At 63.5% G+C, this 22,505-nt stretch carries 20 protein-coding genes and 5 pseudogenes; 1 reads left to right on the top strand and 24 read right to left on the bottom strand.

Annotated elements, in window-relative coordinates:
• Positions 1-273: 273 nt before the first annotated feature.
• The 18 genes and pseudogenes from G3A56_RS05925 to G3A56_RS06010 form a co-directional block, all read right to left on the bottom strand.
• Positions 274-1,845 (bottom strand): Do family serine endopeptidase, encoded by a 1,572-nt coding sequence (locus tag G3A56_RS05925; RefSeq protein WP_082183984.1) that lies wholly within the window; start codon positions 1,843-1,845, stop codon positions 274-276.
• 156 nt (positions 1,846-2,001) lie between these two features.
• Positions 2,002-2,466 carry a cytochrome c-type biogenesis protein gene (locus G3A56_RS05930; protein ID WP_164056209.1) on the bottom strand — a complete coding sequence of 155 codons (465 nt, stop codon included), beginning with the start codon at positions 2,464-2,466 and terminating at the stop codon, positions 2,002-2,004.
• Between the two features lie 125 nt (positions 2,467-2,591).
• Positions 2,592-4,585 (bottom strand): annotated as a pseudogene (locus G3A56_RS29585) (heme lyase CcmF/NrfE family subunit).
• On the bottom strand, positions 4,582-5,088 hold the full coding sequence (gene ccmE / locus G3A56_RS05940; RefSeq protein WP_035218206.1) for a cytochrome c maturation protein CcmE: 507 nt from the start codon (positions 5,086-5,088) through the stop codon (positions 4,582-4,584). Before ccmE ends, G3A56_RS29585 begins: the two are co-directional and overlap by 4 nt.
• Positions 5,085-6,248 carry a c-type cytochrome biogenesis protein CcmI gene (gene ccmI / locus G3A56_RS05945; RefSeq protein ID WP_164056615.1) on the bottom strand — a complete coding sequence of 388 codons (1,164 nt, stop codon included), beginning with the start codon at positions 6,246-6,248 and terminating at the stop codon, positions 5,085-5,087. Before ccmI ends, ccmE begins: the two co-directional genes overlap by 4 nt.
• Positions 6,249-6,408: 160 nt before the next feature.
• Positions 6,409-6,837 (bottom strand): lipA protein, encoded by a 429-nt coding sequence (locus G3A56_RS05950; protein WP_003497058.1) that lies wholly within the window; start codon positions 6,835-6,837, stop codon positions 6,409-6,411.
• A gap of 104 nt (positions 6,838-6,941) precedes the next feature.
• Positions 6,942-8,341: pseudogene (locus G3A56_RS05955) on the bottom strand (ATP-binding protein).
• The gene (locus G3A56_RS05960; RefSeq protein ID WP_164056210.1) at positions 8,331-9,002 is read right to left on the bottom strand and encodes a response regulator transcription factor; all 672 of its coding nucleotides are present in this window, start codon (positions 9,000-9,002) and stop codon (positions 8,331-8,333) included. Before G3A56_RS05960 ends, G3A56_RS05955 begins: the two are co-directional and overlap by 11 nt.
• A 95-nt stretch (positions 9,003-9,097) precedes the next feature.
• On the bottom strand, positions 9,098-9,352 hold the full coding sequence (locus G3A56_RS05965; RefSeq protein ID WP_003497070.1) for a hypothetical protein: 255 nt from the start codon (positions 9,350-9,352) through the stop codon (positions 9,098-9,100).
• Between the two features lie 139 nt (positions 9,353-9,491).
• Positions 9,492-9,698 (bottom strand): hypothetical protein, encoded by a 207-nt coding sequence (locus G3A56_RS05970; RefSeq protein WP_003497071.1) that lies wholly within the window; start codon positions 9,696-9,698, stop codon positions 9,492-9,494.
• 34 nt (positions 9,699-9,732) lie between these two features.
• Positions 9,733-13,536: a baseplate multidomain protein megatron gene (locus G3A56_RS05975; RefSeq protein WP_082183979.1), complete on the bottom strand. Its 3,804-nt coding sequence runs from the start codon at positions 13,534-13,536 to the stop codon at positions 9,733-9,735.
• Between the two features lie 18 nt (positions 13,537-13,554).
• Complete coding sequence (locus G3A56_RS05980) at positions 13,555-13,989, bottom strand: C40 family peptidase (protein ID WP_082183978.1); 435 nt, start codon at positions 13,987-13,989, stop codon at positions 13,555-13,557.
• Entirely contained in the window at positions 13,986-14,870 is an 885-nt protein-coding gene (locus tag G3A56_RS05985; protein WP_082183977.1) for a DUF2163 domain-containing protein, read from the bottom strand. Before G3A56_RS05985 ends, G3A56_RS05980 begins: the two co-directional genes overlap by 4 nt.
• Positions 14,867-15,505, bottom strand: coding sequence for a TIGR02217 family protein (locus tag G3A56_RS05990; protein ID WP_082183976.1), 639 nt, complete (start codon positions 15,503-15,505; stop codon positions 14,867-14,869). Before G3A56_RS05990 ends, G3A56_RS05985 begins: the two co-directional genes overlap by 4 nt.
• Positions 15,506-15,734: 229 nt before the next feature.
• Positions 15,735-16,315, bottom strand: a pseudogene (locus G3A56_RS05995) (phage tail tape measure protein).
• 79 nt (positions 16,316-16,394) lie between these two features.
• The gene (locus G3A56_RS06000; RefSeq protein ID WP_082183974.1) at positions 16,395-16,616 is read right to left on the bottom strand and encodes a rcc01693 family protein; all 222 of its coding nucleotides are present in this window, start codon (positions 16,614-16,616) and stop codon (positions 16,395-16,397) included.
• Positions 16,613-16,972, bottom strand: coding sequence for a gene transfer agent family protein (locus G3A56_RS06005; protein WP_082183973.1), 360 nt, complete (start codon positions 16,970-16,972; stop codon positions 16,613-16,615). Before G3A56_RS06005 ends, G3A56_RS06000 begins: the two co-directional genes overlap by 4 nt.
• On the bottom strand, positions 16,972-17,379 hold the full coding sequence (locus G3A56_RS06010) for a phage major tail protein, TP901-1 family (RefSeq protein WP_003497085.1): 408 nt from the start codon (positions 17,377-17,379) through the stop codon (positions 16,972-16,974). The genes G3A56_RS06005 and G3A56_RS06010 overlap by 1 nt, the downstream gene beginning before the upstream one ends.
• Positions 17,380-17,501: 122 nt before the next feature.
• Between G3A56_RS06010 and G3A56_RS06015 the strand changes: the two are divergent.
• A pseudogene (locus G3A56_RS06015) lies at positions 17,502-18,700 on the top strand (MFS transporter).
• Positions 18,701-18,707: 7 nt separating this feature from the next.
• Here G3A56_RS06015 and G3A56_RS06020 read toward each other — a convergent pair.
• The 6 genes and pseudogenes from G3A56_RS06020 to G3A56_RS06045 all read right to left on the bottom strand — a co-directional run bounded on the left by G3A56_RS06020 (position 18,708) and on the right by G3A56_RS06045 (position 22,475).
• Positions 18,708-19,103, bottom strand: a complete 396-nt coding sequence (locus G3A56_RS06020; protein WP_082183972.1) for a DUF3168 domain-containing protein — start codon at positions 19,101-19,103, stop codon at positions 18,708-18,710.
• Positions 19,100-19,435, bottom strand: a complete 336-nt coding sequence (locus G3A56_RS06025) for a phage head closure protein (RefSeq protein WP_082183971.1) — start codon at positions 19,433-19,435, stop codon at positions 19,100-19,102. The genes G3A56_RS06020 and G3A56_RS06025 overlap by 4 nt, the downstream gene beginning before the upstream one ends.
• 3 nt (positions 19,436-19,438) lie before the next feature.
• Positions 19,439-20,008: a head-tail connector protein gene (locus G3A56_RS06030; protein ID WP_082183970.1), complete on the bottom strand. Its 570-nt coding sequence runs from the start codon at positions 20,006-20,008 to the stop codon at positions 19,439-19,441.
• 199 nt (positions 20,009-20,207) lie between these two features.
• Positions 20,208-21,476, bottom strand: coding sequence for a phage major capsid protein (locus tag G3A56_RS06035; protein WP_082183969.1), 1,269 nt, complete (start codon positions 21,474-21,476; stop codon positions 20,208-20,210).
• A 49-nt stretch (positions 21,477-21,525) separates the two neighbouring features.
• Positions 21,526-22,115 (bottom strand): annotated as a pseudogene (locus G3A56_RS06040) (HK97 family phage prohead protease).
• Between the two features lie 39 nt (positions 22,116-22,154).
• Positions 22,155-22,475 (bottom strand): DUF6107 family protein, encoded by a 321-nt coding sequence (locus G3A56_RS06045; protein ID WP_003497097.1) that lies wholly within the window; start codon positions 22,473-22,475, stop codon positions 22,155-22,157.
• Positions 22,476-22,505 lie beyond the last annotated feature (30 nt).

Below are 22,505 nucleotides of genomic sequence, written 5' to 3' on the forward strand. Positions count from 1 at the left end.
AGCACTATCGCGCTTCAAGGCGGAACAATCGCCTATGGATCAGGCGGGTGCCGCTTGTTTCTTCTCCCCGCCGGGGAGAAGTCCGCGGCAGCGGGATGAGGGGGCGACGTTAGCGATAGACCGAGGGGTTGCCCCTCATCTGCCCCTTCGGGGCATCTTCTCCCCGGCGGGGAGAAGAAACGGGCCGCAACGCCCTGCCATACTCAACCGCCCCATCTCAAGAGCGGGATACGACGCCGGCTCCCAAAAGAACCGGCATCGTCATTCTAATTATCAACCCTGGTCGATATCCAGAGCGATGAAGCGGCTGCCGTCGTCCGTCTGGATCTGGAACAGCGCCTTGGAGCGACCGTCCTTCTTGGCCTGTTCGAGGATTTTCTCGATATCGGCGGCGGAAGCGACCTGCTGGTTGTTGACGGAGGTGATCTTCTCACCCGTCTTCAGGCCACGGGCAGCGGCGTCGCTGTCGGGATCGACATCGGTGATGGCAAGGCCGTTGCCGTCATCGGCGGGCGAAACCGTCAGGCCGAGGCTGGACAGGACCTTCTCGCTGGAAGACTGGCTGCCCTTGTCGTCGTTCTGGGTCGGCGTCGCCTTGGAAGCGTCGTCGCTTGCGAGATCACCAAGCGTCACCGTGACCGACTGCGACTTGCCGCCGCGCCAGAGCGAGATTTCAACCTTGGCGTTGGGCGCCATGCCGCCGATGCGGCGCGACAGGTCGCGGGCATCCTTGACCGGCTCGCCATTGACGGCGGTGATGATGTCACCCTGCTTGATGCCTGCCTTGTCGCCCGGCGAACCGGACTGCGGCGACACGACGAGCGCACCGCTGGCTTCGGAAAGGCCGAGCGATTCGGCGATATCCTTGCTGACAGGCTGGATCTGCACGCCGAGCCAGCCGCGTTCGACCTTGCCGTCCTTCTGCAGGTCGGCAATCACGTCCTTGGCGACGGATGCCGGAATAGCGAAGGCGATACCGACATTGCCGCCGGAGGGCGAGAAGATGGCGGTGTTGATGCCGACCACTTCGCCGTTGAGATTGAAAGCGGGACCACCGGAGTTGCCACGGTTCACGGCCGCGTCGATCTGCAGGTAGTCGTCATAGGGCCCGGAGCCGATATCGCGACCACGGGCGGAAATGATGCCCGAGGTGACCGTGCCGCCGAGGCCGAACGGGTTGCCGACGGCAACGACCCAGTCACCGACGCGGATCTTGCTGTCATCGGCAAACTGCACATAGGTGAACTTGCGGTTCACATCGACCTTCAGGAGCGCCAGATCGGTGCGCGGGTCGCGACCGACGAGCTTGGCTTCGAGTTCCGTGCCGTCGTTCATGACGATCGTATAGGCGGAACCGTCGTCGACCACATGGTTGTTGGTGACGATATAACCGTCTTCGGAGATGAAGAAGCCGGAGCCCTGAGCAACCGGGCGCAGCGGACCCTTGCCGTCACGGTGGCGGTTCGGGCCACGGTCGGAGCGATCCTGGTTCTGGCCGCCGCCGAATTCCTTGAAGAAACGCTTCAGCGGATGGTCGTCGGGCAGCTGGTCGAGACCACGTCCGCCGAAATTGAAGGAGAAGTTGCTGGCATCATCGGAAGCGGGCTGCACATTCGACTGTACGCGAACGGAGACGACCGCGGGCGAAACGGCATCAACCACATTGGCGAAGCTCGGAACCTGCGGCGCAGTCACCTCGACCGGAGCGGCAAGGGAATGGACGATCGGTGCTGCAATGCCGGTTGAGAGCATCAGCGCGGCAAGGCCGCCAACGGTCGTGGCCTTCAGAGCCGTCTTCAGCGAGGCCGTCTTCAGTGAGGAACGTCCGTTTTGCGATTGAGACATGGTGTACCTTCTTTCTTCATTCAGACTGGGGCCCGTTTGACCGGGATGGAAGCGGTGGATGATGAAGATATAGGAGGCAACACCTTACGGCGAAGTGTCTGACGAATGAAAAATCCGTAATGTTGAAAAAGAACCGGGGACCGATATGGAAATCGGTTATTTTTCAATGAGATTGCGAATTCGCTCTTCTTCGTCCGCGCTCAGTTTTTCCGGCCGTTCCTGCGTTGCCCGGCGGCGCGAAAAGATGAAGACGGCAAAAACCCCGGCAAGGGTGAGGCCGATGGGCGCGCCCCACAACAGCACGGTGCGAAGGCTGAGGCGCGGTTTCAGGAGCACGAACTCGCCATAGCGCGACACGACGTAATCGATGACCGCCTTGTCGCTGTCGCCCTCAACCAGCCGTTCGCGCACCAGAACGCGCAGATCGCGCGCCAGTTCGGCATTGCTGTCGTCGATCGACTGATTCTGGCAGACCATGCAGCGCAGCTGCGAGGTCAGGTTTCTGGCGCGCTGTTCCTGCACGGGGTCTTTCAGCACCTCGTCCGGATTGAAGGCGAAGGCTGGAGAGACCGCAAACAAGAATACGAGAAGGAGCGTAAGTCCCGCCACAACCTCCCTCATTCCTGTGCTTGTCACAGGAATCCAGCCAGCCCAAGTCCTTGGGCTGAAAGGAGTCTTTCGCCGCGCAGACGCGCGTCGACTGGATTCCTGTGACAGGCACAGGAATGAGGGTAGCAAGGCCACACTCATTCCGCCGCCTCCGGCATCGCGGCCGTTTTTGCCGGCTTTGCCTTGCGGTTCGGCGCACCCACCCGCAACCGCCTGTCGGAGAGCGAGATGAAACCGCCCGCCATCATGAACAGCGTGCCGCCCCAGATGCACAGGATGAAGGGTTTCCACCAGATGCGCACCACCATGCCGCCATCGTCCATGGGGTCACCCAGCGAGACGTAAAGCTGGCTGAGGCCGAAGGTCAGGATACCGGCTTCCGTCGTCGGCATGCGGCGCGCGGTATAGAGCCGTTTGGACGACCAGACATCGGCCACCTCCACACCGGCCTTGCGGATGGTGAAATGGCCGCGATCCTCGGTGAAGTTCGGGCCGACGGCATGGCGGATACCATCGAAGGTGAGGCTGTAGCCGCCCGCCTCCGCCACCATGCCCTGTTTCATTTCCAGCACCGTTTCGGTCTCGAAGGTGGTGACGATGACGATGCCGAGCACGGTGATGCCAAGCCCCATATGCGCCAGCGCGGTGCCGAAGGCCGAGCGCGGCAGGCCCTTCAGGCGACGGAACGCGATACCGAAGGCCAGCTTGCCGAAATTGGCGCGATACCAGAGATCGGCCAACGCGCCGAGGATCAGCCAGAAACCGGCCGCGATGCCGAGCGCCGCCAGCACCGGACCGCCATTTTCCACGTACCAGAGCGTCAGCCCGGCAAGGGCAGCAATCGCCGCCGCCACATAAAGCCGCTGGAAGGCGCCCAGCAGATCGCCGCGTTTCCAGGCCAGCATCGGGCCAAAGGGCGTGACGATCAGGATCGGGATCATCAGCAGGCCGAAGGTGAGATTGAAGAATGGCGCGCCGACCGAGATCTTCTCCCCCGTCAGGGTCTCGAGAATGAGCGGGTACAGCGTGCCGATCAGCACGGTCGCGGTCGAGACCGGCAGGATCAGGTTGTTGAGGACGAGCGCCCCTCGCGCGAGATCGGCGCGAACAGGCCGCCAGCTTTCAGCGAAGGCGCACGCCATGCAAAGAGCGCAAAGGCTCCGCCGATAAAGATCGTAAGAATGCCGAGAATGAAGATGCCGCGGCTCGGATCGGTGGCGAAGGCATGGACCGAGGTCAAAACGCCGGAACGGACGAGGAAGGTGCCGAGCAGCGACAGGGAAAAGGTCATGATCGCCAGAAGCACGGTCCAGATCTTCAGCGCCTCGCGCTTTTCCATGACAAGCGCCGAATGCAGGAGCGCGGTTCCGGCAAGCCACGGCATGAAAGAAGCGTTTTCCACCGGATCCCAGAACCACCAGCCGCCCCAGCCGAGTTCGTAATAGGCCCAGTAGGAACCCATGGAGATACCGGCGGTCAGGAAGGTCCAGGCGGCAAGCGTCCATGGCCTGACCCAGCGTGCCCAGGCCGCATCGATGCGGCCTTCCAGAAGGGCTGCGACAGCGAAGGAGAAGCAGACGGAAAAGCCGACATAACCGAGATAAAGCAGCGGCGGATGGATCGCGAGACCGAAATCCTGAAGGATCGGGTTCAGGTCCTGCCCCTCGGCCGGCACCGGCTCCAGACGCAGGAACGGATTGGACGTCAGGAGGATGAACAGCAGGAAGGCGACGGAAATCCAGGCCTGTACGGAAAGCACATTGGCTTTCAGCGTTTCCGGAAGATTGCGACCGAAGACGGCAACAAGCGCGCTGAAAAACACCAGAATGAGCAACCACAGCAGCATCGAGCCTTCGTGGTTGCCCCACACACCCGTCAGCTTGTAAAGCGTCGGCATCAGCGAATGGGAGTTTTCCCAGACGTTGCGAACGGAAAAATCCGAGACGGCATAGGCCCTTGTCAACGCAGCAAAAGACAAGGCCACCAGCAGGAACATCACGATGGAGCCGAGCGAGGCGACATCCATCAGCGCACGGTCGTTGCGCCGCGCGCCGATCACCGGCAAGGTCGAGACGATCAGCCCCACGGCGAGCGCCAGAACCAGAACATAGTGGCCGATCTCGTTGATCATTTTGTCGCTCCGGTCTTGTCGGCCGAAGCCCCCTCAGTCGCAGCGCCCGAAGGCTGTCCGCCCTCTTCCGTGTGCTGCCACAGGCCCTTGTCCTTCAGCCGGTCGGCCACTTCCTTCGGCATGTAGTTCTCGTCATGCTTGGCCAGCACGCTGTCGGCCACGAAGCCGTGGGTGGCTGCATCAAAAACGCCTTCCGTCACCACGCCCTGCCCTTCGCGGAAGAGATCGGGCAGGATGCCGGTATAGCTGACCGGCACGTTCGCTTCACCGTCGGTCACGGTGAAGCTCACCGTGCGGCCTTCGCCGCGCTTGACGGAGCCTTCCGCCACCAGCCCGCCAAGGCGAATGCGGGTGCCGGGATCGACCGGCGTCTTCTCCAGATCGGCCGGCATGTAGAAATAGGCAATGGACTGGCCGAAGGCGAACATGACGAGCAGCACGGCTGCAACGATGAAGCTCATGCCGCCGCCGATGATCGCCAGACGTTTCTGTTTGCGGGTCATTGCGTCACTCCCTGCGGCATCGCATTCTGCGGCGCGTTCCCCCGAAGCGGCCCGGCCGAAACGCCCAGCTCCTTCGCCAGCGCCAGAAGCTGCCTGCCCTGCTCACCCTCCGGCGGGAAAGCCTTCAGTCCCGCCCGCAGGGCCTCTCCGGCCTTGGCTTCGTTCTTCAGCACGGAATAGGCGCGCACCAGCCGCATCCAGCCCTCAAAATCAGCCGGGTTATCCTTCAGCTTGGCGTCAAGGCTCGCCACCATGCCCTCGATCATCGCCTGCCGGTCGGCAGGCGTCATGTCGTTTGCCGCCGCCACGTCACCTGCGGTCGGGCCGGGTGCGGCAGGGGCCGCCGCGCCACCGGTCCGGGCAAGGTGTTCGCGCACCAGCGGCAGCCATGGCGCGCCGGCCGGCGCATCGGCGGCCAGTGCGGCAAAGGCTGCACGCGCCTCTTCCGCCTTGCCCGCCTGCTCCAGCGCGAGCGCCAGGTAAAAGCGGGCGCGCGGATTGCCGGACTTCAGCCGTTCGGCCTCAGCAAAAGCGTCGCGCGCGGCCTCGATGACGATGCCATCATTGCCCGCCACCAGCGTTTCGCCAAGCCCCGTCAGCCGTTCCGGGCTGGGTCCGAGAAGACGAATAGCGTTGCGATAGGCAAGCTCGGCATCGCCGAGCCGCATCGTCTTGAAATAGATCGGCGCGAGAATATCCCAGCCGGCGCCGTCATTCGGGTTCTCCGCCAGATGCCTTTCGGCCCGGGCGATCAGCAGGTTCATGTCGTTGCCGGGTTTTTCAAGACGTGCCTCCAGCGGCATGTCCGGCGCATCCGGACTGCCGTTCCAGATGTAAAGACAGAGCCCGAGTGCCGGCAGCAGCACGGTGATGAGGGTCGCGGCGAGATTGTGTCTCAGCGGTCGGGTGCTGCTCTCAGCATTTTGTCCGGCATCGGCAGCGGCAAGCAGCCGGCGGCCGATTTCGGCGCGGGCATATTCGGCCTCCGTCTCGCCGATCAGGCCTGCGGCGCGTTCACGGTCCAGTTCGGCAAGCTGGTCGCGATAGACGGCAACTTCGCCGTCGCGGCGCGTCTCAGCCACCTCGGTCTTCCGCATCAGCGGGTACATCAGGACGATGGCGACAGCCGCCGTCAGTATCGCAACGACAATCCAGAACATAAGGCTCAATTACTCGAATGCGCGGCACATGGAAACATGAAGCGCGGCAATGACGTGAATTTGAGACATCACGCCGCACCGCCAGCACATTCCGCCTGTGCCGCCATGCCTCTTCCTGTCATTGCGCGGGGTTCGCGACCTTGATTTACGTCAAAGTGATTTAGGTCAGGGGAGACCAGCTTCCATCGGCATTGCGGCAGGCCGCGCCGCGCACCCTGGTTTCGCGCCCGTCAACCGTCAGGCTGTGGGAATATTGCCGGCAATTCTGGTTGCCGACCTGATAGGGCGCATTGGCGACCACCTGACCCTTGGCGTCATCGCCGGTCCAGGATACCGGCGTGCCGACCGGGGCCGTTTCCAGCGCCTTGTATTCGGCTTCCAGCGCCTTGGTCTGGTCGCCCCTGTCGAGTTGCACGCCGCTTCGCCCGACAATGCCACCCTCAAGATTGGCAAGGAAAGGCGTCGAAGGCTGCGAGGATCGGCCGAACAGGCCGCCGCCCGACGGGCGGGTGCCCGTGGTGGTGCAGGCGCTCAGCATCGAAACGCACAGGATAGAGAGAAGTGCCGGGCGTGACACCAGCGAACGCATCGTCACGGAGCGACAGCCATCATACACGTCAACCAAACCCTGTCCTCTTCCTACCGCATCGCACCTAATATGCTACCATTGAATTTCTTGCTTTTTTTCTTGCCTCACGCAAGCTCTTTCGAGAGGCCCGGCAAAATCAGATCGGCTTTCAGCCCACCGATGCCGCTGCGCGACAGCGAAAAGCGGCCATGGTACTCTGACACCACCTCGGAAACGATGGAAAGTCCCAGTCCGGTGCCCGGCCGGCTTTCATCAAGCCGTCTGCCGCGCTTCATCGCTTCGCTGATCTGTTCCGGCTCAAGCCCCGGCCCGTCATCCTCCACCGTCAGTTCCACCCAGGAACGACGGGCGATTTCCGCATCGGAGGACGGGTGGGTGCCGGTCGCAAGCGTGACGACCACGCGCGTCTGGGCAAAACGGGCGGCATTTTCGAGAAGATTGCCGACGACCTCTTCCAGATCCTGCTGCTCCATGCCGAGGACGGCGCCGGGCTGGTCGAAATTCAGCACGAACTGCTTGTCGGGGTTCAGGCGGCGCATCACGCGCACCAGCCGTTCCAGCGCCGGTTCCGCTTCCACGCGGGCAAGGATCGAGCCGCGCTGGGCGGCGATGCGGGCGCGGGAGAGATAGGATTGCACCTGAGCCTGCATGGCATCCGCCTGCGCGCGCACCAGATCGCCATGCTGCGGTTCCAGCGTGCGGGCCTCGTTCAGAAGGACGGCGATCGGTGTTTTCAGCGAATGCGCGAGATTACCGACCTGCATACGCGCGCGCTCCACAAGCCGGCGGTTGCTGTCGATCAGCGCGTTCACCTCGTTTGCCAATGGCTGGATTTCGCGCGGGAATTCGCCTTCGAGGCTTTCCGCCTCCCGCCCCGGATCTTGCCGAGCGCAAGGCGAGCCTGATCGAGCGGCCGCAGACTGTAAAGAATGGCAAGGCCGTTGACCACGAGACTGCCGACGCCGAAGACGGCAAGCGCCAGATAAAGGCTGTTGGAGAAATCGCGCACATCGTCTTCCACGACATTCAGATTGCCGGAGACGCGGAACCGCGCCGCGCGGCCTTCACCATCCAGCACGACTTCCGTTTCCGCCACGCGCACCTTGTTGCCCGCCTCATCGGTGACGGCGTAAAAGCGCTCATATCTGTTATCGAAGGGAGCGTCGAGAATGCTCGGCACCGGCAAGGAGGACACGCCGAGCGAAGAGGAAACCAGCGGCGCGGTCTGGAAATTGCCGAGCGGCTCAACCACCCAGTACCAGCCGGTATCGGGCTGCGAAAAGCGAAGATCGCCCAGCTGCGGGCTGCCGGCAAGCGTGTTCTCGTTGGAAATCGTCACGGAATTGATGACGTTGTAAAGCTGGGCGCGCAGCAGATCGGTGAAGCTGCGCTCCACGCCCTGCCGGTAGAGCGTCGAAATCACGACGGCGATTACCACAAGCGCCAGCGCCGACCAAGCGGAGGCGAGCAGCAGAACGCGGGCGGTAAGAGAGTTACTTCGCATCTGCCGGCGCTTGCATCCGGTAACCGAGACCACGGATCGTCTCGATCAGATCAACCCCGAGCTTCTTGCGCAGACGTCCGACAAACACCTCGATCGTGTTGGAATCCCGGTCGAAATCCTGGTCGTACATATGCTCGACCAGTTCCGTGCGCGAGACGACCTCGCCCATGTGATGCATGAGATAGGAAAGCAGGCGGAACTCGTGCGAGGTGAGCTTCAACGTCGTGCCGTTGACGGTCGCCTTGGAGGATTTGGTGTCGAGCCTGAAGGGACCGCAGACAAGTTCGGAGGACGCATGGCCGGCGGCGCGGCGGATGAGCGCGCGCACGCGGGCGAGAACCTCTTCGACATGGAAGGGCTTGGTCACGTAATCGTCGGCACCGGCATCGATGCCCGCCACCTTGTCGCTCCAGCGATCGCGGGCGGTCAGGATGAGGACGGGCATGGCCTTGCCGGCCGCACGCCATTTCTCGACGACCGTGATGCCGTCCATCTGCGGCAGGCCGATATCGAGAACGATGGCATCATAGGGCTCGGTATCGCCGAGATAATGCCCTTCCTCGCCGTCAAATGCCTGATCGACAACATAACCGGCCTCTTTCAGAGCATCGGTCAGCTGACGATTGAGATTGGCATCGTCCTCAACCACGAGAATACGCATTGTCCGCCCTTTCCTTCGTCCCGGCCCGCGCGCGCGTTGCCGGTCATGCTAATTATCTCGGATTGTTTTCCGATATTTCGGCGATGCGGGCAAGGCTACATCGGCACGCGCATCGTCACCTTGCGCGGGCGCTCGCCATTGCCCTGGACGAGAACGGTCACGACACAGGACTGACCATCGCCGGAGGGATAGACAGAAAGAAGCTGGCCACCGGTTTCGCGCACGACACGTGCGACGGCTGCGCCGCAATCGCTGGCAGCCAGGATGTAATGGCCCTGCAAATCAGCCTCGGGCGCCGTGAAACCGGAGAGCCCGGCTGCAAGCGTCGCGATGATGAGAGGTGATGCCATTGAACAAACTTCCACAGAAAACCGGGTGCGTCTCGAACCCTATTGTGACCGAATATGTAGCGCAAAGCGTCTGAATGGCAAATGAATGCCGCCCCCGACGCCACGACGCACGGCGGGAACGGCATGGGCACGGGCGCTGTCAGTGGATGGCGCGGGTCGCTGAAAGGCGGCCGTAAAGCGCGATCAGGCCGCCAATTCCGCCCGCAACCGTCACCAGCCCTTCCGCGAGCTCACCCTGCAGGCCGGCAGGCAGGTTAAGGCCGGCGATGCTGAAAAGCGGTGCGAAAACCGCAATCAGCGCGCCCCAGATCGTGCGCGATTGATACCATGGCTTGGTACTCTCCATAATCTCGTCCTTTGCGTTGTTTTTCAGGTGGTTGTCAGAGCGGGAGAAGGGCTTGCGCCGCCACTCCCGAGGGCACCGCGCGGCCAAGCTGGCGGACACGCACGGAAATGTGATCCCGCAAGGTCGGGAAATCTGTGAGTTCGGCTGCCGCAGAGTATAGCCAGAAGGGTTCGGAGACCTCCGCTGCGCGTCTAACGGCCCCGCTATCGAGCACTTCCACGCGGTAGCGCTCGAACGGCTCATCCAGCGGTATGTCCGTGGCATCCCAGCCATCGGCCTCCATTCTGCCCCGGCGGATCCAGCGCAGCAGAACGCCACCCCTGCGCCGCTCGCCGAAAAGATGCACCGGCGCAAGCGGCGTTTCAGCCCGCAGACCACCCTCGAAGGCAAAAGGCCCGGCAGGCGCGCCCGCCCTCCCCGCTGCCTCGGCAATCCAGTTCAGCCGCCTGCCGCGTTCGCTTGCGGCAAGGCCGAGCGGCTGCACGGCCGCATCCAGCACCACGACCGGGCTTCCCGCGGGCGTACCCGCTGCCAGCGCATCGTCCGTGCCGCCAAGCCCACGCAGCAAAGTTGAAAGCCGCCAGCGCGAAGGTGCGATTTCCTCCGCCCGTGCAAAAGCGGCAATCTCCCACACGCCGTTTGCAGCCTTGAGCGCGATCCGGTTCTCACCGTTCAGCACCGAAAGCTCCGGAGCCGAGGAAAGCTCTCCGAAAGGCAGATCGATCAGGATGGTGTTTTTGCGGTCGAAACGGCCAATGGGACCGGGCATCAGCGGCATCGCTAGCGCGCCGATCATCGCGGGCCGATCCAGCACCGCGCGCTGCCGGTAACCTTCCGTGCCGGGCGATGCGGAAACGATGATTGGACGCCAGGGTCTTGCAAGGACGGCGATCCGCGCCGAATCCTCCGGCGCGATGCCGTCATGGCGCGGCAGATCGAGAAACAGCACTTCCGGGGCGAAACCTTCCGCGCCGCTAGCGCCGTTTGTTCGCAGCTCATCTGCAGCGCCCGCGAAAACAGAGAGGGCGGCGGAAAACGCGCGTGCCTCGACCTGCCGCACAGCACCATCCTCGATCCGGCTGACCAGAAACCGCCCTGCCGGAGCTTCCGGAAAAGCGTCCTGCGGCAGGCGGATGCAATCGCCGGGTTCGAGAACGACATCTCCTGGCGGCAGCGCAAAACGCAAAGTGCGCCGGGCCTGCCGATTGTCGCGCAACACGGCATCAACCGCTGCTTCCGCCGTTTCCGCCGGCAGGGCCGCGTTGAGGTCCAGCCGCACGACGCGGCTACCGGCATTGTCAACGCGGCGCGAACGTACGCTTGCCTGCTCGTAATCGAGCGCTGGATTGAACGAGGTCAGCACGGCTTCAGCGGCAAAATCGCTGTCATGGCCGCGATTTTCAGACCATAGCGGCTCGTCGTCCAGATCGGCAAGCACGGGAACGTCGTGGACAGGCAGGACCGCCGTATTGCGGGAGCGGAAACGCAGGGTTCCGCCATCTTCCGCCACATCCACCTGAAACGCCGTCATCAGCGGCTCCAGGAGGTTGCGGGCGGAGGTAACATCGCCCTGTACATAGCCGGTCAGATCGCCGCTGACGGCCGAGACATCGAAGCCGGAAAAGCCATGGTCCGTCAAAATCGCAGCCATGGTATCGGCAAGTGTGGCCGTGCCCAGCCGGCCGTTCAGCCAGTGGCCGGTGCGCCAGTTGCCGCCATCGCTCCAGGCTTCGACATTCTGCGGAAAGGCGGGAAAAGGCCGCGCATCCCAGGTCCACAGGTAGACCCGGTTCTGGTCCACCATCGCCGCATCACCCTCGCCCGTCCAATGGTCGAGATGGGCTTGCAGAAACCGCCGCTGCTGGCTGTCGGCGCGGCTTCTGCGGGAAAAATAGGGAAAGGCGTTTTCCGCCGATTTCGGATCGGGAAACACATTCGGGCGCGTCGCACTCTTGTCCACCGCCGGGCAGCCGAGTTCGGTGAACCAGACCGGCTTCGAGCCGGGCACCCATGCGGTCGGCGTCAATTTCTCCGCACCCCGCACCCGGTCAAAATGGGCATCCTGCCACCAGCTCCTGATGTCCTTGTAGCGGAACACCCATGGCTTTCCCTTCAACCCATCGGTGATGGGCGTGCGCCGCCGCGCCGCGCGGTCCGCGTCGCTCGCGTAAAACCAGTCGAAGCCCTCGCCCGCCGTGATCGCACGGCGGAAGGCGGCGGCATCGTCCGGGCCGGTCATGCCGTCAGGATTGCCGTTTGCAACATCCTTGTCGCGCCAGTCGGAGAGCGGCATGTAATTGTCAATGCCGATGGCATCGATATCCGGGCTTGCCCAGAGCGGATCGAGGTTGAAGAACACATCACCCGAACCATCGGCGGGCTGATAACCGAAATATTCGCTCCAGTCGGCACCATAGGTCAGTTTCGTGACCGGTCCGACGAGGGCGCGCACATCCCTTGCCAGCCTCACCAGTTCCTCCACGAAAGGAAAGGCGTCGTTGCGGTCGCGCAGGCTTGTCAGCCCGCGAAGCTCCGAGCCGATCAGGAAGGCATCTACCCCGCCTGCCTGTGCCACCAGCGCCGCATAATGCAGCACCATGCGGCGATACCCTTCAGTACGGTTGCAGAAGGCGGAAATCTCCTCACGCACGCCGTCGCCACGGTCGGGAGAACCGGCCCTGCCGGGTGCCGGAAAACAGGTGATGCGTCCGCGCCAGCCATAGGCGTCCTGCTCGCCTTTGCCATAGGGGTCAGGCAGGCCGTTGCCAGCGGGTACATCCATCATCACGAAGGGATAAAGGCAGACCTTCAGACCACGCGCCTTGAGGTCGGCTATCGCCTGCACAACACTTTGATCATCCGGCGTGCCGCCATAGGCGGGACCACCCCCGTGGTGGCTGACGAGATGTGCCTGTCCGCGCGAAACACCGGCGACGGACCATGGTGCACTTTCCCTGTCGCGACCTGCCACTTCCACGCCCGGCAGAATGCGGCATTCACCCGCCCGCATGTCGGTGCCGAACCAGCTCACCACCAGCGCCACGCTTTGCAGATTGGGGCACAGCGCCTGCAATTCGTCGATCGCGGCCTGCCAGTCGGTCAAGGCCGTCGGGCCGTTGCGGTTCATGATGCGGCTCTCGCCCATGCCGGTGCGTTCCGAAACCTGCGCCGTCGCGTAACCGTGTTCCGTGGCACCGGGAATGACGGTGATGGCGCGGATGGCTTTTTCCAGTCTTCCGACCGGCCGCACCACTTCGAACTGCATGAGCGGAATGCGGTTGCCATAGCTGTCAAGCGGCAGGCGTTCGAACACCACATAGGCCAGCCCGCGAAAGGCGGGGGCATTGCCAGCACCCTGTTTTGCCTCGATCAGCGGATCGGGCAATTGCGTCTCGCTGCCGGGATAAAAGCGCATCTCGATGGCGCTCAGGTCCAGTTCCCGCCCATCTGCCCAGACGCGGCGCACCATGGCCGCCTCGCCCTCGCACAGCCCGACGGCAAGATTGGCGAAATAACGATAGGTCTCGACCTTCGGGCCGCGACTGCCCTTGCCGCCGCGACGCTCCACCGCGATGCTTTCCTCGAAACGCGTCGCCCAGATCAGCGTGCCGCCGATCCTCGCCGTGCCGTAAAGCCGGTTGATCGCAGCACCTTCGTCCGCGCCCGGAATACGTGCCGTCGAAAGCCGGGCGCCGGACACCGTCCGCCCGTTCGAAAGCAGCGCGCGGTCGACGGCATTGCCCGCCAGCGCGCCGGCCGCGCGGCCGATGATGGCCCCCACCGGGCCGAAAACGCCGCCGAGTGCTGCACCCGCCGCCTGAAAGAGAATAGTCGCCATGCTCGCCTCGGAAAAATATCAGGGATCGGGAAAACGGAAGACGCCGGCAATGCGTCGCTTCCAGCCCGGCACCAGCGCAGAACGCAGCACCGATGCCTGTTCATAGGCATGGATGAAATGCTGAGGCCCTGCGAAAATGCCGAGATGTTTGGCCGCGGCATCGGCTCGCCATCGAAACAGCAGCAGATCGCCAGGCCTCGCCTCTCCCATATCCGACACCGCTGAAAAGTAACGTTCCGCCGCCGCCATCAGCCGGTCCTCTCCGCCGCGTTCGGCCCAATCCCGCGCATAGGGCGGCGGCAGTTCCGGTTCCTCGCCGTAAAGCGCACGCCAGATGCCCCTGACGAGACCCAGGCAATCGCAGCCGACGCCCTGCAACGATGCTTGATGCCGATAGGGCGTACCGATCCATCCTTCAGCCAGCGCCAGCACTCTTTCTCCGGTGCTCTTCATGGAAACAACGCCTTGCCGTCATGCCTCTGGCCGCCGCTGGCGTAGGAATAGGCGAAATCCGCCCCCGGCAGATGTGGAAAGCCGCGAAAATTCAAATGATTGGCGAATTTCGCCTTGCAGGTCGGAAAACTCTTGTCGCAGCCGGCGATGACTGAAAAAGCGTCACCCGGCAACGGCGACTGTTCCGGAGCCAGCCAGAAGGACAGACGCGTGCCGCCATCGCGCTTCTCATGCCCGTCGAGATCGAAACTCTTGCCGGTGAGCCCACCGGTCAGAAACCGCAACTTTCCCCGGCTGAAGAAGCCTTCGGCAAAAGCATCAAGCCCGGTGGCTGAAAGGTTGCCCGCCGCATCCACCCCCGTCACGCTGCCGCTGCCGGTGAACCGCGCCAGATCGGCACCGCAGCGCCGGTCGCCAAGGGCGGCATCGCAGCGCCGGCCATAGACCCTGCCCTGCGGCTGGGAGAGACGGTGCGCGATGCTGCGCAGTTCAGCGCGAAACGCACCGCCCGCCCGCGTCACCTCGCCGATCTCGCGCATGTTCAGCAGCACATGCTGTTCCGGCGCCTGCCAGTTGACGAGGAAAAGCTCCACCTTCGCGCCATCGAAACGCCCGGCTGCCAGCTCGCTTTCGGAAATGACCTCGCTCGAAAAGCCCCCCGTCACCTCGCCCGCACTCGCGCCCAGCCCCGTTTCGCTGTCGCTGTCGCTGGCCCCGAAACCGCTTGCGGCGAGGTAGGTCACACCGGCGAAGGAAAGGGCCTCGTCATGGTCGGTAAAACCGATTGCCGCGCCGTCCTTCAACGTCACCTTCCAGCAATGGCAGGTGGTTGTGGCGTCGCCACGCAAATGCTCGGCAAGGGCGGGAGGAACAATCTTCACGGCAGGATTTCCATCAGCGGAATGGAGGGAATGCGGCCCGCCTCGAAGGCGGTCAGGTTCACGTCGATGCGGTCGATCGCAAACCGCACCGGCACGTCGAATTCGAAACCGGCGCGGATCGCCGAACCGGCTGTCGGCGCCCGACCGGCGCGAAACGTCACCATGCCGGTCGCATGATCGACAGAAAAATCCGCCGGCAGTGCTTTCACCCCATCAACGGAGAGGATGACCGAAGCCTCGACCGGTTTCTGCACCCGCCGGCTGAAGGATCCACCCGCATCGGCATAGGTCTTCACCAGCTGAAAGCCCGCCGTCACCCCGTCGCCGGTGCCAATCCTCTGATCGGTTGCGGCGGGCGCCGCGCCCGGCGGGCAGGATTTGAAATCCACCGGATCGCGAAACCGGAAGCCGTAAAGCTCCCCGCGCCGCGCCTCGAAAAAGGAAAGCACCTCGTAAAGATCGGCAACGGAGCGGATGCCCGATCCCGCATCATAGGCGCGCCTGGCATTCTTCCAGCGCTGGTTGCGGTTCTCCCGCCCGTTGGAAAGGTTGACGATATCGGTTCGCCTCACCGGCCCGCCGCTCACGCCAAGCGCGAGCCGCAGCGGAAACCGCACTTCATGAAATGCCGCCATGTCGTTGTTCCTGGATTCTTTTTGATGGTCTGGGAAAGATGGAAGGATGACGCTCGACACAAAGGTCGGGCAGGTGCGTCATTCGCTCTCCCTCATCCCTGTGCCTGTCACAGGGGATCCAGCCAGCCCAAGTCTTTGGGCTGAGAAGAGTCTTTTCGCCGCGCAGACGCGCGTCGGCTGGATTCCTGTGACAGGCACAGGAATGAGGATAGGCAGGAGGGGCAATCCGTCACAAGCCGCGCTGGCCCCGCCCGACGCTGCGCGCCAGCATGGCGGCAATCTGGCCTTCGCTTTTTCTGAAGCTCGCCGCATCCGTCGCCGTCACGTTGAAAACGATCTGCGCGCCACCTCCACCGGCCGGTGCGGCGACACCGAGAGCCCCATCTGAACCTCGCTTTAGCGGCAGGATAGCCTCGGCCCCGCCTCCCCCATCAGGCCAAGCCCTGCCCCCATCGGAAAGAAGGCCGGGCTGGAAACCACGCCGCCATCGGCAAAAGGCGTGATGTTTCGTCCCGGCACGCCGCCGTCGGCAGAGGCGAAGAGGGAGCCGCCACCGTTCAAAAGCCCACCGACAGCATTGCCGATCATGTTCTCCAGCGGCTTCAGGCCGGCGGAAAGCGCCATGCCGGACAGCCGTTCCCCGAGCCCGCGCAACACATCATCCAGCCCTTTGCCGCCCGTCACCGCCGCCTGCATGGCGGAGGTCAGCGCCGTCCCGAACCGCTCGGAGCGCCGCTCGAGATCACCCATCACATCCACCAGCGCTTCCGCCTGCTCACGGTTTTCCGCAATCGATCCTTCGCCTGCCATCGCGCTTGCCTTTCTGATTCAAAACGGAGCCGTAGATTTTTGAATTGTCTGGTGGTTTTCACCAATACGAAAGCCCGGCTCACCGATCCGGAAACCGCCGCATCATCGTCTCCATCGCCAGACGGTCGATGGTGCGGGAAATGGCGCGCGCACCGCCCGTCATTGCAAAAAACTCCCTTGGCGTCAGGCGCCAGAAGGTTTGGGAGGAAAGCCGCAGCAGGCATAAGCCGGTGTGGATCACCGCCTCCCAGGGAAACGGGCGTGGTGCGCCATCGTCCGCCTCACCTGCCGCGGCGCTCAAGGGTCCGGCGGGGTCTCTCCTCTTGGGCCGGCGAAGGTCGCGGTCAGAAGATCGGCGACGATGGCGGCGTGGCCGGCGATGCCGCCCTCCACAGTGGCTGAGGCCACATCCTCATCGGAAAATAGGTTGCCCGCACCGCGCAGCCCCGCGCCGATGACACGGATCATGTCGGCGGCCTTCATGCGCCCGCCTGCAAAACGTTCGGCAAGGGCGGTGAGATCGTCAGCCTGAAAGGCGGTTTCGAGTTCGGCGAGGGCGCCGAGCGTCAGGCACAGGATGCGCCTTTCGCCGTCAATCAGCGCTTCGATCTCGCCGCGATGGCGGTTCGCGCGCCCGTAACGCAGTCCTTGCGGCATCACAGCGCTCCGAAGTTCAGGAGACCGGCCGATTCCAGCGCAGTCTCGAATTGCACCTCGCCATCGTGGCGGCCGGAATATTCGAGCGCGACGATCTGGAACGGTCCGGTGATGGTGCCGAAATCGGGAATGACGATCTGCCACCCCGGAATGCTGCCTGCGAAAAACGCGCCACGCACCAGCGCATCGCTCGCCAGGTCCTTGAAAATGCCCGACGCCGTCAGCGACGCCCGCTGCACGCCGGCACCGGCCAGAAGCTCGCGCCAGCGCCCGGCACTTTCCCCGTCGGTTATATCCACGGCCTGCGCGTTGAATGCCAGCCGCTTGGTCCTCAGCCCCGCCACGGTCACATAGGAACCGGCATTGTTGATCTTCAGCAGCAGGTCCTTGCCCTTCTGCGCCACCATGGTGTTCTCCCTCTCGTGTCGATGAATGCCGTTTCGATGGATGTCGTCTCGATTGATGTTGCCGGGCCGCAAAGGGCCTGCTACCAAAACTATTCCCGCATCTCGCACCCGCGATTTTCATCATGTCCGACGCCGCCCCTTCACGTCCCGCGCGCGCCTTATCGGCGTGCTTGCGGTTGGGCAGATCGTCAGCTGGGGCAGCGGTTTCGATATGCTTGCCGTGCTCGGGCCACGGATCGGGCAGGAACTGGCCATCGCAAACGAGGTCGTTTTTGCAGGCCTCACCGTCATGATGACAATCAGCGCGCTGTGCGGCCCTTATCTTGGAAGAACGCTCGTGCGCCGCGGCGCAGCGCCCGTCCTTGTGGCGGGCTCGTTGCTGTTCACCGCCGGTTTCGTCGTGCTCGCCTTCGCGGGCGGCGTCATAAGTTACGCCATCGGCTGGGCGGTGATCGGTTTTGCGGCAGCCTGCGGCCTGACGACAGCGGCGCACGCCGCGGTGGTGGAACGGGTCGGTGCGGAAAGCGGCCGGTTGCTGACGCTTCTGATGCTGTTTACCGGGCTTTCTGCGGCGGTTTTCCTACCGCTCACCGCGCTTGTGGCTGAGCACTTCGGCTGGCGCGGCACCCTCATCGCTTACGCCTGTCTGCAACTCTTCGTTCTTCTGCCTCTTTATGTCTTCGTCCTTCCGGGACGCCCGGCCCGTAAAACCGCAAAGTCAGGGGAAGCGGCCGCGATTGCGCCATCGCCTGTCGACACAAAACGCGCCTTTCTGCTGCTGGCCGCAATGACGACGATCAGCGCCTTCACGACCTTCGGCCTGTCGCCGCTGCTGCCCCTTTTGCTGGTGCAGGCGGGCGCATCGCAATCGCTTGCCGTGCAGCTGGCAGCGGCGCGCAGCGTGCTTGCGATTACGGCGCGCGGGCTCGATTTCCTGCTTGGAAAACACGGCAACCCTTTTGTAACGGCCATGATCGGTTTCTGTCTGCTGCTGCTATCGCTTTTGCTGCTGCTCGCTTTTGCGCCCGCCATGCCCGCTTTCATCGCCTTCATCGTGTTCTTCGGTTTTGGCGCGGGCGTGCTCACCGTCAGCCGGGCCGTGTTGCCGCTGGCGGTGTTTTCACCCGAGCAATATGGCCTCCAGGCAGCGCGCATCTCGCTGCCGCAGAACCTTGCCATTGCCGTGGCTCCCGTCATCTTCACGCTGGCGCTGGATCGTGGCGGGGTATCGGCCATGCTGATTATCGCCTCCGTACTGATCGGCATTTCATTTCTGCTGCTGATCGTCCTGTGGAGAGCCGTGCGCAAGCAGGGTTCGTGAAACAGAATTACTCCGTCACCGCCCTGAAACGCATTTCCGCAAGGAAATTCCGCGTCTTCGGCTCCCGCCGCGAGCGGCTGGAGAGGAATTGCAGAGCGACGAGCGAGACACCGCTTAGCGGAAGGGTCGCATCGTCGAGCAGGATTTTCACCCGCGCTGCGATCTCAGCCGCGCGCTTGCGGCCATTGGCATCGCTCCAGATTTCCAGAGTGAGAAAATGCTCTTCGGACTTTTCCGTCGCGGTCGAATAATCGCGGCTTTCAAGGTCGGCGATGACGACTAATGGCAAGAGCCCGCGCGGTAAAAGCCGGTCGACAATGCCGCCGGGAATGAGCGCCGTCAGCGCCACGTCGCTGCCAAGCCTTGCGAAAATCGCCTGCAGAAGCGGGTTTGCAGCGCTCACGGGTTTTCCTCCTCGCAGCGGCAGACGATGAAGCGGCCGGTCTCGTCCGGGTCCATCACCGTGCGGATCGCCAGAATGCGCCGGCCCTTGCGAAAGCGCATGCCAGCGGCAATGTCGCTGCGATGGGCCAGCCAGACGCGGTGGGTGATCGTCACGCCCTCAGCCGAGGCGCGTTCATGGGATGCATCCGATACGGGTTCGATTGCGGCCCAGAGCGAACGCAGGACATTCCAGCTTTCCGCAGCACCGCCCTGCCCGTCCGACGTTTGCACGCGCACTTCCAGCTCCAGCCGTGCCGTCAGCTTGCCGGGGTCGAGAAAAACAAGGTTCATGGCTTAAAGACCCACACGGCAGAAAGGCGACACCAGCCGCTCATAACCGGCAGGAACGCCCGCCGGCTGGTTTTCCAGAGTGACAGCGCCACGAAAGGCGAACATCTGGGCCACATGCATCAGCATGGCGCGTTTCAGCGTGTCGGGCACATCCGTTCCCGCCTCGCCGTAGCCGGCAATGAAGTCGATCTCGATGCCATTCATCGCCCGTCCGGGAGCCGACGGATCGCGCAGCCACAGCCTTGCGGGCCGCGCCTCGCCATCGAGCAATCTGTCGGCGGCGGTGATGTCGGTCGAGCGCCCTTGACCATCAAAAACCAGAATCGTTTCGATGGCTTGCACCGGTCCCTTGCCAATCGGAATCACGTCGCCTGGCGGCCATCCGTCGAGATAAAGCCGCCATGTCTGACGCAACAGGCAAAGGCCGGTCACGCGCTCCAGATGCTCGCGGGCGGTGCGGATCAGTGCGGCGAGAAGTGCATCTTCGTCGCCTGCGTCGAGACGCAGATGCGCCTTGACCTCGGCAAGCGTCAGCGGCTCCGCCTGCGGCGGATGAATGAGGGCATAGGTCATGGGGTCTCCGGAAAGGAATGCAGGTAATCACATATTGCGCGAGCGGGTGCGGCTTGTTTTTTCTCCCCGAGGGGAGAAGGTCGCGGCAGCGGGATGAGGGGGCGAGGCCAAAGATATGCGGAGAGCTTACCCCCCTCATCTGACCCTTCGGGCCGTCTTCTCCCCGACGGGGAGAAGAAAAGGGCAGCAAAGTTTGCGGTCAGTTGACCCCGAACTTCACCAGCTTGATCGCCTCGAAGTTCTGCACGCCGCCGCCAACACGTTTGGTGGTGTAGAACAGCACATAGGGTTTTGCCGAATAGGGATCGCGCAGGATGCGCACGCCCGTGCGGTCGACGACGAGATAGCCGGCACGGAAATCCCCGAAGGCGATGGCGAAGCTGTTTGCCGCGACGTTCGGCATGTCTTCGGCTTCCATCACCGGAAAACCCATCAGCGAGGCGGGCTGGCCGGCGGCGGCGGGCGGATGCCAGAGATAAGCGCCGGTCGTGTCCTTGAAACGGCGCAGCGCCCCTTGCGTCTTGCGGTTCATCAGGAAGTTACCGTTCTGGCGATGGCCGGCCTTCAGCCCATAGACGGCATCCAGCAGCACATCCATCGGCCCGGCAGATGCAAAGCCCGCCGACACGCCGGTCGCGACATAACCGATATTGCCCCAGCTCCAGCTGTCATTGGCGACGGCCGTATAGGAGAGGAAACCCTTCGGCTTGTTGACGCCATCGCCGGCGATGAAGGCGGCGGCCTCCTGTTCGGCGAAGGCGATGTCCACTTCCGAAGCGATCCAGGCTTCGATATCGACCGCCGCATCATCCAGCAGGCCCTGGGTCGCGGCCGGCATGGCGTAGAGTTCCATGGTCGGGAAGGAAAGTTCGGAGAGCTTCGGCGTCGTGGTTTCGGGGCGAGCCGCCGTTTCGGAGACCCAGCCGGTGGCAAGCCCGCCGGGCGAAAACGGTTTTTTCAGCACGGCGGTGGAAACCTGCCGCACGGTCGCCAGCGCCCGGATCGGCGAAATCGCCGTCATGCGCCGGCCGATCTCGCCATCCGTCTCGCTCGGCAGCAGAAAACCGCCATCGGCGCCTGTCGAGCCGGCAAAGGCCTTGGCCTCCAGATCGCGCAGCGCCCCCTCCTCACCGCGGCGGATATAGGCCTCGAAGGCGGCCTTGTGTTCATCCGCGTCATGGGAGAGCGCTTCCTTGCGGCCGAGAGCGGGCCGCGCCTTCTTCAGTGCCAGATCGTCCATGATCCTGCGGTTGTCGTCCAGCGCCTTGTCGATGCGGTCGAGCTTGTCGCGGGTCACGACGTCAGCGCCCATCTTGCGCTCGATATCGGAAAGCCGCTGGTCGTTGGTGTCGCGGAAGGCTTCGAAGGCCTCCATGAATTCGTCGAAGGCGGCCGTCATCGTGTCGGGCACGGCCTTCACCTGCGGCGCGACCGTCGTTGCGGCCGGTTTGGTGGTCTGGTCAGTCATGTCGCCATCCTTGTGTCGGAGGTGGTTTGTCGGAAGTTTTTGTCGGAAGTCAGCGTTTGAAGGCAGTGTCGAAAAGCGAGCGCGCGGCGCGGCGCATGGTGCGCACCAGTTCAGTCTCGCGGTCGCGGAAGAAGCGGGCATGCTTGACGTCAGAGACCCGTGCAGACGGCAGCATCGGAAAGGTCACGACCGAGATTTCCCAGAGATCAGCCTCCAGAATGCGCCTGACGCCCGTGCGAGCCGCCTTGCCGGATCGCGCCTCCCCACTGGAACGCACGGTGCGAAAACCGATCGACAACCCGTCCAGCGCGCCCGTCTTCATCAGCGAATGCACCTCGCGGGAGCGGGCGACCCCGGGGGCGAGAACACCCTCGACGTAGAGCCCCGCTCGTCCTCGCGAATGGTGCGCCATGCGCCGATCGGCTCGGCCGGATCATGCTGATAGAGCATGCGGATGCCGGCTGCGCCACGTTCCTCGATGGAGCGGTGGAAAGCGCCGCGTTCGATCACGTCGCGGCCAAGATCGACCTCGCCGAAGACGCTGGCGTAACCGGAAAACGTGCCGTCACTTGTAATGCCGCGCAGTTCCAGATTGGCGAATTTGCGCGTGGCGGGACGCGGCCCGCGATAGGCGTGCATGGGTAACTCCTGCAATGGGGAAAGGGAGGCGTGTGGAGGCTAAGCGCGGGGACGGGCGTTGTAACGGTCGGCCACGCGCACCAGGAGGCCAAGCCCCCACCAGGCCACCATGCTGGCGGCGGCCGAGCCCGCCACCATGATCTCGCGGCCCGAAAGCGCGCCGGCAATGTCAAGCTGCTGCACGATCCACAGCCCCACGGGGCCGCCGAAGATCATGCCGCAGGAGACCCCGGTGATGAAACGGCTCGCGGCTTCGCGTTTGCTTTTCGGCAGCAGATAGACGAGCGATACACCCGCGCCCGCCACGGCGCCGGTGATGCGGGCGGCCCAGATTCCGGCCTCATTGGCGAATTCAGACATGGGTAATCATTCCGGTTTAGGATGTTGCAA

Origin of the sequence: Rhizobium oryzihabitans, from assembly GCF_010669145.1 — a bacterium.
Taxonomy (GTDB): domain Bacteria; phylum Pseudomonadota; class Alphaproteobacteria; order Rhizobiales; family Rhizobiaceae; genus Agrobacterium; species Agrobacterium oryzihabitans.